The sequence below is a fragment of the Alkaliflexus imshenetskii DSM 15055 genome (assembly GCF_000517065.1).
In the GTDB taxonomy this organism is placed as follows: Bacteria; Bacteroidota; Bacteroidia; order Bacteroidales; family Marinilabiliaceae; genus Alkaliflexus; species Alkaliflexus imshenetskii.
The window spans coordinates 3711449-3721540 of the sequence record NZ_KI912105.1; the positions used below are offsets into that span (position 1 = coordinate 3711449).

Annotated in this window: 8 protein-coding genes; 6 read left to right on the forward strand and 2 right to left on the reverse strand. The window is 41.2% G+C overall.

Annotation, left to right across the window (positions count from 1 at the left end):
- Positions 1–199 precede the first annotated feature (199 nt).
- Positions 200–2749 (forward strand): AsmA family protein, encoded by a 2550-nt coding sequence (locus tag ALKIM_RS0115325; protein WP_026475407.1) that lies wholly within the window; start codon positions 200–202, stop codon positions 2747–2749.
- A 162-nt stretch (positions 2750–2911) separates the two neighbouring features.
- Here ALKIM_RS0115325 and rplS read toward each other — a convergent pair whose 3' ends face one another.
- Entirely contained in the window at positions 2912–3259 is a 348-nt protein-coding gene (gene rplS, locus ALKIM_RS0115330; RefSeq protein WP_026475408.1) for a 50S ribosomal protein L19, read from the reverse strand.
- 337 nt (positions 3260–3596) lie between these two features.
- Here rplS and ALKIM_RS0115335 point away from each other — a divergent pair, with 337 nt between their 5' ends.
- Both ALKIM_RS0115335 and ALKIM_RS0115340 read left to right on the forward strand, forming a co-directional pair.
- Positions 3597–4982, forward strand: a complete 1386-nt coding sequence (locus ALKIM_RS0115335; protein WP_026475409.1) for a sugar MFS transporter — start codon at positions 3597–3599, stop codon at positions 4980–4982.
- Positions 4983–5106: 124 nt separating this feature from the next.
- Positions 5107–6084, forward strand: coding sequence for an ROK family protein (locus ALKIM_RS0115340; protein WP_026475410.1), 978 nt, complete (start codon positions 5107–5109; stop codon positions 6082–6084).
- 92 nt (positions 6085–6176) lie between these two features.
- Here ALKIM_RS0115340 and ALKIM_RS0115345 read toward each other — a convergent pair whose 3' ends face one another.
- Positions 6177–6929: an SDR family oxidoreductase gene (locus ALKIM_RS0115345; protein WP_026475411.1), complete on the reverse strand. Its 753-nt coding sequence runs from the start codon at positions 6927–6929 to the stop codon at positions 6177–6179.
- A 211-nt stretch (positions 6930–7140) separates the two neighbouring features.
- Here ALKIM_RS0115345 and ALKIM_RS0115350 point away from each other — a divergent pair, with 211 nt between their 5' ends.
- From ALKIM_RS0115350 to ALKIM_RS20065, 3 genes are all read left to right on the forward strand, one after another.
- On the forward strand, positions 7141–8418 hold the full coding sequence (locus ALKIM_RS0115350) for a carboxypeptidase-like regulatory domain-containing protein (protein ID WP_026475412.1): 1278 nt from the start codon (positions 7141–7143) through the stop codon (positions 8416–8418).
- A gap of 175 nt (positions 8419–8593) precedes the next feature.
- Positions 8594–9568 carry an IS256 family transposase, variant Zn-binding type gene (locus ALKIM_RS0115355; protein WP_044118007.1) on the forward strand — a complete coding sequence of 325 codons (975 nt, stop codon included), beginning with the start codon at positions 8594–8596 and terminating at the stop codon, positions 9566–9568.
- A gap of 254 nt (positions 9569–9822) precedes the next feature.
- Positions 9823–10092 (forward strand): hypothetical protein (locus ALKIM_RS20065; protein ID WP_026475414.1); only part of this gene is annotated, 270 nt, incomplete at its 3' end.

The following is a 10092-nucleotide window of genomic DNA, read 5'->3' on the forward strand; positions in this document are numbered from 1 at the left end:
TTTCTTCAATTTAATGAGAAACAGAGATGTTTGCAAATTGTTTATCGATTAAACCATATTCTACATGCCATTCTCAACTTAGAACTGCTTTAAATCCTTATTACAGACACTCGGGTATCATTTTTGTAGTCTTCTTGCTTTATCTGGTGCTATTTTATTAATTTTGGTTTGATTCTCAAATGCCCTAAATATTCTACTTATGAAGAAGTTTTTAAAGATTTTTTTCGCAACAATTGGTGTCATCTTTCTTTTGTTGCTGATATTGCCTTTCGCGTTTAAAGGTTCAATTGAGCGCAAGGTTAAAGAAATTATCAATGAGCAGGTTAATGCAACTGTCTCATGGGACAAATTCTCACTGTCCCTTATCCGAAATTTTCCAAACCTTGGTATGGGGCTCGATGGGCTTACTATTATTAACGATGCTCCTTTTGACGGCGATACATTGATGCATGTTGGTAACATTTCACTTTCGGTGGATTTGATGAGTGCCATTAGAGGCGAAGCCATAGAGGTGAAATCCGTGTTAGTGAACCGTCCCTATATTAACCTGATGGTGAATGCCGATTCCATTGCCAATTGGGATATTGTACCTGTTTCTGATGATGAGATGGTTGTTGATGATGATGGCGAATCGGCATCTTTTAAAGTAGAGCTGCAATCGTTCGAAATACGCAACGGCGCATTAAGTTACATCGATGCTACCATGGACTTTGGTACCGCACTTAAAGGTCTCAATGCCAAAATGCGTGGCGACCTAACCGAATCATATACAACCATCAATTTAAATGCTGGTGTAGAGGCTTTTGATATGGTTTTTGACGGCATACGCTATATCAGTGGTGCCACTATCGATTTAAAGGCCGACATTGGTGCAGACCTCGATAATATGATCTTTACTTTCGAGGACAATGAGATATTGTTTAGCACTATTCCACTGTTTATGGAGGGTTTTGTGGCCATGCTCGACGAGGGATACGATATGGATTTGAAACTGGCTGCCAGTCGTACCGATTTTAAAACCCTGCTTGCTCTTGTTCCCGATGTGTTTATGAAGGATTTTGAAGGTCTCAGAGCCGATGGAACAATGACATTGGAGGCTACGGCCAAAGGGGTTTATATCGATACCGACAACCTGCCGGCATTTAATTTCCTGCTAAGTGTTGACGGCGGACGCATTCAGTATCCCGACCTGCCAAAATCCATCGATGACATTCGCGTGAGAATGACGGTTGACAATCCGGGTGGTTCAATGGATAACACAGTAATCAACATCAGTGCTTTTCATTTTGAACTGGATCGAAATCCTTTTGATGCCTCTCTGCATTTATCAACACCTATTTCAAATGCTGTTTTTAACGGAGCAATGAAGGGCGTTATCAATCTGGCTTCTCTGGCTGATGCAGTTCCTATGGACAGTATTGAGATGAAGGGCATCATCAATGCAGATGTAACTTTAGCTGGCGATTACAATATGATTGAAAAGGAACTCTATGAGCAGCTAAAAGCTGACGGAACAATAACGCTTAAGGATTTTGAGTTCCGCAGTCCTGACCTGCCAATGGGGTTGCTAATCAGCGATGCCAACCTGTTTTTTTCGCCACGTTATTTGGAGTTACGAAGTTTTGCCAGCCGGGTAGGGGAGAGCGATTTTCGTTTAACCGGCCGTTTGGAGAACTATCTTGCTTATGCGCTTAAAGATGGCACACTTAAAGGCCGTTTAGATCACAACTCATCATTTATCAACACCAACGAACTGATGGCGTTGGCTGGCGAAGATGAGGTAGCAACTGAGGAAACTGAGCCATTCGGTAAGATTATTGTTCCTGCAAACATCTCTTTTGACATGATTACCCGCATCGATCGTCTGCTTTATGACAAGCTTACGCTCACCAATACCACCGGGAACATGGAAATTAAAGATTCACGTGTATTAATGAAAGGTTTGCGCACCGATTTGCTTAACGGACAAATGGTGATGAATGGTGAATACAACTCACAGGACACATTAAAACCTTTTGTGGATTTTGATTTGGGCATCAGAGGTGTAGATATCAATATGGCGGCACATTCGTTTAGTATGGTTGAAGCCTTTTTACCAGTTGCACAAAAGGCTACTGGTAAAGTCTCTTCTACCTTAAAATTCCGCTCGATAGTTGGTGACGATCTATCTCCCGTTTTAAGCTCCTTCAACGGTAGCGGAAATCTAAGTTCCGACAACGTGGAAATTTCCGGTGCCAAGGTGCAGGATGCACTCGTATCAATGCTTAAAGACGAAAAGTACAAGGTGGCCAATTTGCGCGACCTCATGGTTTACTTCAAAATTGAAAACGGCAACCTTTCTGTAACGCCATTTGATGTAAACGTGTTTGGAAAAAAGGCAAATATCTCAGGTACACAAAGTCTCGACCAGAATATGAATTTCACAATGAAAATGCCTGTTAGTCGCAGTGAGATAAGTAATGTGGCAGGTCTGCTGGGAGGTTCGCTTCCTACAGGTGGCAGTGATGTGATGGTAGGCATTAATATCACCGGCACGCCAACCGATCCTAAGTTAAGTCTCAATATGCAGGATTTATCTTCAGCGGTAAAAGATGAGGTCAGACGTGAAGTTGAACGCGTTGTAGACAAAGCCGTAGAGAAAGTAATGGAGGAAGGTGTGGAGAAGGCTGTGGAAGAAATCATCAAAGATGAGGAAGTGAAGGAGAAAATTGACGAAGGCTTGCGCCGTTTGCGCGACAGACTGAGATAAGCCGTTGTTCTATAAAAACAATAATACAAAAGTCCGTGGGAAACATTAAACGGTTTCTCACGGACTTTTGGGTATAAATTACCCGATACAAACCTTCTGTTTGGGCACAAAAAAAACCATCTCTGAAAAGAGACGGTTTTAATTTCATTAAGAATAAAGTAATTATACTCTTTTCTCTTTGATACGTGCTTTTTTACCGGTAAGCTCACGGAAGTAGTAAATTCTGGCTCTGCGAACTTTACCTAATCTGTTCATTTCAACTTTTTCGATGAAAGGTGAATTGATGGGGAAGATACGCTCTACACCAACGTTGCCCGACATTTTTCGAACGGTGAAACGTTTGGTAACCCCGGTTCCTTTAATCTGAATAACCACACCACGGAACACCTGAACACGCTCTTTGTTACCTTCGCGAATTTTGTAGTGCACCGAGATGGTATCACCGGCTTTAAATTCAGTAATTTCTACACCGGTATTAAAGGCCTCTTCAGCAACTTTAATTAAATCCATTGTTTTTGCTTTTGAAGATTAAACTTACTCGTGCAATATTATCTGACACCCACGTTCAGTAAGAGATTACACGAAACGGCCACAAAAGTACTCTTTTTGTTTTAATTATGGAAGTGTTTGGTGTCGAAGTTTTTTTGTTTTTGTTGATTCCGATACTTATAATGTCATATAATTGCAATTACTACTTGCTATATTCAATTGCATGCTTTATAATTACTGATGATTTAACGCTTATTCACAAAATATCCTCGCGCTTTAGTTGATTTCAATCTTTAAAATTTTGTGAAAAATTGAAATTTAAAGTATCATTGCACAACACATCTAACAAATAATTAATATGGAAAAAAAGAGCAACAATGTCCTGGTGGGCATGTCCGTTTTTGGAGCTATTTTCTTTATCTTCGGATTTGCCACCACGTTTATCATTCAGTTGAGTGCGCCAGTAATGGCTGTATTTAACCTTACCGAGTTTCAGGCACAGTTATTAACTTCTGCCTTTTTTATTGCCTATCCGGTAATGTCTATTCCTACCGGAATGCTCATTAACCGTATCGGATACAAATGGACGGTTAGCTTAGGGTTAATTCTCATGGCCATCGGAAGTCTTATTTTTATTCCGGCAGCACGTATTCCATCATACCCATTGTTCCTGATGGCTACATTTGTGCTTGCAACCGGAGTGGTATTTCTTCAGGTATCTGCCAATCCCTATGTAACAGCTATTGGTCCTGAAAGTGGTGCCTCAGGTCGATTAAACCTTACACAGGCGCTTAACTCAATTGCAACCATGGTGGCGCCTTGGCTTATCGCCGTGGTTATTTTCCGTGGTTTGGAATTGCCTGCCGGAGCAACTGAAGCTCAGGAGTTGGCTTACGGTCTGGAAGTGGCCAACCGCATTCCTTTCCCATTTATTGTGATGGCTATGATTGTTGTAGCAGTGGCTATCGCCTTGTTTCTCATTAAGCTGCCTGTTATCACAGCTTCTAAAAGCGAGAATGGCAAGAAAAGTGTGTACCGTCATCCACACGTTTTGTTGGGTGCTTTTGGTATCTTCTGTTATGTGGGTGCTGAAGTAGGTAACGCAGGTCTTATGGTGAACTATCTGCGTCAGGGCTCACTCGGGCTTTCTGCTGAAATGGCTTCTACTTACGCAGCCATTTACTGGGGAGGTGCTATGGTGGGTCGTTTCTTCGGTTCCATTATGTTCTCCGACATTAAGAGCCAAACCAAAAAGTACATTTCCATTGCATTGGTTTTGGTACTGGCATTTATTTCCGGCGCATTTGTTACCGAATGGAACTGGACCATTGGAGCTATATTCACCGGTGTTGCTTTTGTGAACTTCATCATTATGCAAATTGGCAAAGGTCAGCCAGCCCGTACATTGGCCATTTTTGCACTGGTTGCCGGGTTACTCGGTATTGTAACCACCTTTACAACCGGCCATATCGCTCTTTGGACAGTGATTTCTATTGGTCTGTTCAACTCAATTATGTTCCCCAACATCTTTGCACTTGCTGTTAAGGATTTGGAATCGAGCGAACTGGGTTCTGCATCGGGCATTATCAATGCACTCATTGTTGGTGGTGCCGTAATTCCGCCGCTTATGGGATCTATTGCCGATAATTATAGCTACACATACGCTTATATTGTTCCGGCAATTTGTTATCTGTACATATTCTTCTTTGCTGTGAAGGGAAGTAAAATCAGGGTAGCAAGCTAATTGTTTGAACCATGCCTGGGTTTAACCGTAAATGCTGGCAATTTATTTTGCAGGCCTTTACGGTTAAATCATTTTGAGTTTTTTGAATTACAACGATAAATACACACCTTAAAATATTCTATCGATGAAGAAGTTTTCTATTGGAATTGATATTGGCGGAACCAATACCGCCATCGGAATTGTTGATGAAAGTGGCAACGTACTCGTAAAAGGCGGTATCGATACGCCTTCTCATGGCGATATCGATCGTTATGTACGCGAAATGTCGGCTGCTGTGAAGGAATTGGCTAAATCAGTTAAACTCATGAATCCTGATTCTGAAATTATCGGAATGGGTATCGGAGCTCCCAATGGCAACTACTACAATGGCACCATCGAATATGCCCCCAACTTATCGTTTAAAGGTGTAGTTCACCTTGTTGAGCTGCTTAAAGTTCAGTTTCCGGAATATCAGTATGTTGCATTAACTAATGATGCCAACGCCGCTGCTATAGGTGAAATGATTTATGGTGGCGCCAAAGGAATGAAGAATTTTGTGATGTACACCCTCGGTACTGGTGTTGGAAGCGGGGTAGTGGTTAATGGTGACTTGGTTTATGGTCACGACGGATTTGCCGGTGAGTGCGGCCATACAACTTTGATTCCAGGTGGAAGACTTTGTGGCTGTGGTGCATTGGGTCACCTTGAAGCCTACTGCTCTGCCCCGGGAATGAAACGTACTGCTTTTGAACTGATGGTGAAATACAATGCCAATGACAGTTTGCTGGCTGACAAGTCATTTCAGGAATTGAACTCAAAAATGATTTTCGATGCTGCTGAAAGGGGTGATAAAATTGCGCAGGAAGTATTTGAGCTAACCGGAAAATATCTGGGACAAGGTCTTGCAGATACTGTACACCACCTTTCTCCTGAAGCCATTTTCTTGTTTGGCGGGCCTACTGCTGCCGGCGACTACATCTTTAAGCCAACCATTGCAAGTATGGAAGCACATTTGTTGCCCATCTTCAAAAATAAAATTAAGGTGTTACCATCAAAACTTAATGCCGGAGATGCTGCCATCGTGGGTGCCAGTGCTTTGGTGTGGAAGGAGATGGAGAAATAATTAGGGGTACTTTTTAGTATAAAATCATTGTGCAGGCCTTTGTTAATACTTAACAAAGGTCTGCTTTTTTGTATTTCCCTGACGCCTGCTTTTTAGATGCTGACACCACCATCTACATTAATGACTTGCCCTGTTATAAAATCTGATTGCGAACCCAGCAACCAACACGCCAATGAGGCATAGTGTAACACATCACCAGTACTTCCTGTCGGGATTTTTTTCGCAATGAGTTCGCGCGCTTTGTCCACTGTAATGCTTTGCTGCTGGCTAAGTTTATCATATAATCGTTCGAGAGCTTTGGTTTCATGATAACCTGGTGCCAGTACATTAAAGGTGATGCCGCTGTTTTTATATTCATTTACGAGCGTACGCGTCAAACCTACTATGGCCATGCGTAGCGAGTTGCTTAGTGCCAGATTCTCAACGGGTCTGGTAACTGAAGTGCTTTCACTGTATAATATCCGCCCGTATCCCTGTTTTTGGAATAGGGGTATCAACTCCCGGGTGAGTTGTACTTTCCACCTTATCAACAGGTTGTAGGCATTGTCCCAATCTTCAAGAGTTGTTTCTGCAGTTGTTTTGGCTGGAGGGCCACCAGCATTGATAAAAGCACCCGACAAGTTTTCGGGCAGTTTACTCACCAAATAGCGCACAAAACTCTCCTGCGACAAGTCTCCACAAATATAACTCGTCTGTTGAGGCTGTTGTGCACATATCTCTTTTAATTTACTTTCATTTCTTGCTACTAAAATTACCTCATGTCCATTATGAATAAGGGCATTGGCAACTGCCAATCCCAGTCCCGAACTGGCACCCGTAACCAGGAAAATTTCTCTGTTTATCATTGCTAAAGTGGATTTGATTTAAGGTTGATGTTTTAATAATTTGATTACTCGTTTCTTCATCAAGCGCCTATTTACCAGATGCTTTCTATAAAAACCTCGTATGTGATGAATTGTTTCGTATGTCATAAAATAATTGTGACAGGCGATAGGGGTTTTTTAATGAATTGTTGTCATAAGGTAAAACAAGTTAATTCACTTAATATCTCATATCATGAAAACTGCGAATCAATCTTTAAGGCGTTTACTCTCCGGTTGGATGATGATCTTTTTGGCTGTTTTTCTTTTAACAGGAAACGTATTTGCCAATGAAGGAGAGGATGATAACTTTACCCAATATAAAGGTATTGTTACTGATTCAAGATCCAATGATGCATTGGTGTTTGCTACCATATCCGTAGAAGGTGCCAATGTGGCTACTGTGTGTAATTCCGATGGTGAATTTCTTATTAAAGTGCCTAATTCCATGCTGGATCGCAACATGGTGATATCCTATATCGGATATGCCCGAAAAGTAATTCCAATAAGAGAATTGAAGCCTGATGGAAACCGCATTCAGCTTGATATGACATCTGTAAATCTGGTAGAAGTATCTGTGTTTCCTTCAGATCCCAACCTGTTGATGCGTGCCGTTTTGAACCGTCGCGAAAAGAATTACATGAACACGCCGGTTGAAAAAACTGCCTTTTATCGTGAAACCATTAAAAAAGGGTGGACCTATGTGTCTTTAACCGAAGCGGTAGTGGATATTTACAAACACCCTTATACCAGTCCACGCGAAGACAATGTAAGGCTTGCCATTGGTCGTAAAAGCACTGATTACGGTAGGTTAGATACACTCGTGTTTAAGTTGCAGGGCGGGCCTGTTTCAGCGCTTATGCTGGACATAATGAAGGATCCGTATCTGCTTTTTGACGAAGAGATGCTCAATTACTACAACTTTGAAATGTCGAATATTACCCGTGTAGATGATCGATTTATATATGTGGTTAATTTCTCACAGAAGCCTGAAGTGAAAGAGCCTCTTTACTATGGTAAATTATACATCGATACCGAATCGCTTGCTATCACCAGTGCGGCTTTTAATATGAATTTGAATGATCGTGAAGAGGCCGCACGACTCTTCATCAGGCGCAAACCGGCAGGTGCCCGCGTGTATCCAACCGAAGCGTCATATCTGGTCAATTATCGGGAACAGGATGGCAGATGGTATTTTGGATATTCCCGTGGTCAGGTGGCATTCCGGGTGAATTGGCGCCGCAGGTTGTTTAATACCAATTATTACACTACAATGGAGATTGCTGTTACCGACTGGGAAGCAACCGATGAGAGACCCTATAGAGCATCAGACAGGCTGAAAATGAATGTGATTATGGAAGATGCTGTGACCGGTTTTGCCAACGACGATTTCTGGGGTGATTACAACGTGATTGAACCTGAACAATCCATAGAATCGGCCATTCGTCGAATTCAACGTCGAATTGATAAGTAGCCACTTTTGTGTGACAAACTAAAAAAACTGCCGCCGATGTTCAAATCGGCGGCAGTTTTTGTATTGTCAAAAGGGATATAATAGCAAAAAATAGTTGGTAGAAACCTCTGTATGCATTGTATCTATTGCGATTTGAAAGAGTTTATTGAAATTGGTTTCAATAAACTCTTTTTTTATGATAATATCCAAGAAAAAGCGCTGTTGGAGTTGTGATAGTTTAGATGTAATTAAGTGGGGAAAACAGCAAGGTAAGCAACGCTTCAAATGTAAAAATTGTGGTATACTGTTCACCTTTACAAATCAAGGAGTAAGTCGTCAGAATAGATTTAAGTGGTTTAAAGATTGGGTGCTTGGTAGGCAAACCATTATTCAAATTAGCCATATCAGCGGATATAGCCCCAGAACCTTACAATCTTACTTTGATTATTATCTATCCAAGAGGCCGGTTCTACATGTGAGACCTTCGGAAAAACTTAATTTATTGATGGATGGCACCTACTTTGCCAACAAGTTGTGCCTAATACTCTATAGAGATAATACCATAAGATACACTCAATTGTACCGGATAACAGATGGCGAGTGGTATGATGAAATAAAAGAAGACATCGCTAACTTGTTAGCGCTAGGTGTTCAAATTGAAAGCATCACTTGTGATGGACATAAATCCGTATTAAAGGCCATACGGTCAGCAGATAAATCCATTTTAATACAAAGGTGTGTTGTTCACGTCCAACGGATGTGTAAGATATGGCTAACGCTAAATCCAAAGAGTGAAGCTGGATTTGAGCTGTTAGCAATTGTCAAAAAGCTTCATCGGATAGAAACCAGAAATCAGTGGGGTTATTGGGTCGTTGAACTGATTGCCTGGAATGAAAAACATAAAGCCTTTATTGCTGAAAAAAGCTTTAACTCTGAAACTGGGAGGTTTTGGTATAAACACAAAATGGTAAGGCGATCTTTTGTGGTAATAAAAAGAGCTCTACCTGATATGTTCCACTATCTCGACAATCCTAGAATTCCTAAATCAACAAATGGGCTTGAGTCGTTTTTCGGACATCTAAAGAGCCATTTAGCAATCCATAGGGGCTTAACCAAGAACCATTTTAAGGGATACATCCAATGGTATCTGTGGTTAAAGAACCAAAAATAAATATGGGTTTTCTAAGCCTACTTAAAACACCAGTATAAATAAAAATGGGATAGTAATAAACTATCCCATTTTACTCATACTGTATGTTTGTAAGATTTATTGCTGATAGGTTGCTCCCCAGCAGAGCCTATTTCCTCATCCACCTTACGACCTGAATATACCACATTAAAACAAAAAAGTCACCAACTATTATTTGCCACATTACCTTTGTATCTGAACCCGATGACCTATCGCCCCTAACAGGTAAAGAGCTGTTGGATAAGAAACTGAATCGCTGGGTTGCACTCGGTGCATTGGGTGCATATAATGAGGGGTACTATTTCGTAAAGGATTGGAATTTCTTTTTCAACAATACAGCGCCATACACTCAGTATTTGATAGAAAATTTTTCAAAGCCGGCCTATTTTGTTGATGGTGGTTCTGAAACAATGACGGGTAAAAGCTTGATGACTACAGCTCCTGGCAATATTGTACGCACGGCTTATCGCGATTGGTTATGGAATTATAAAAACTTAACGCTCGAT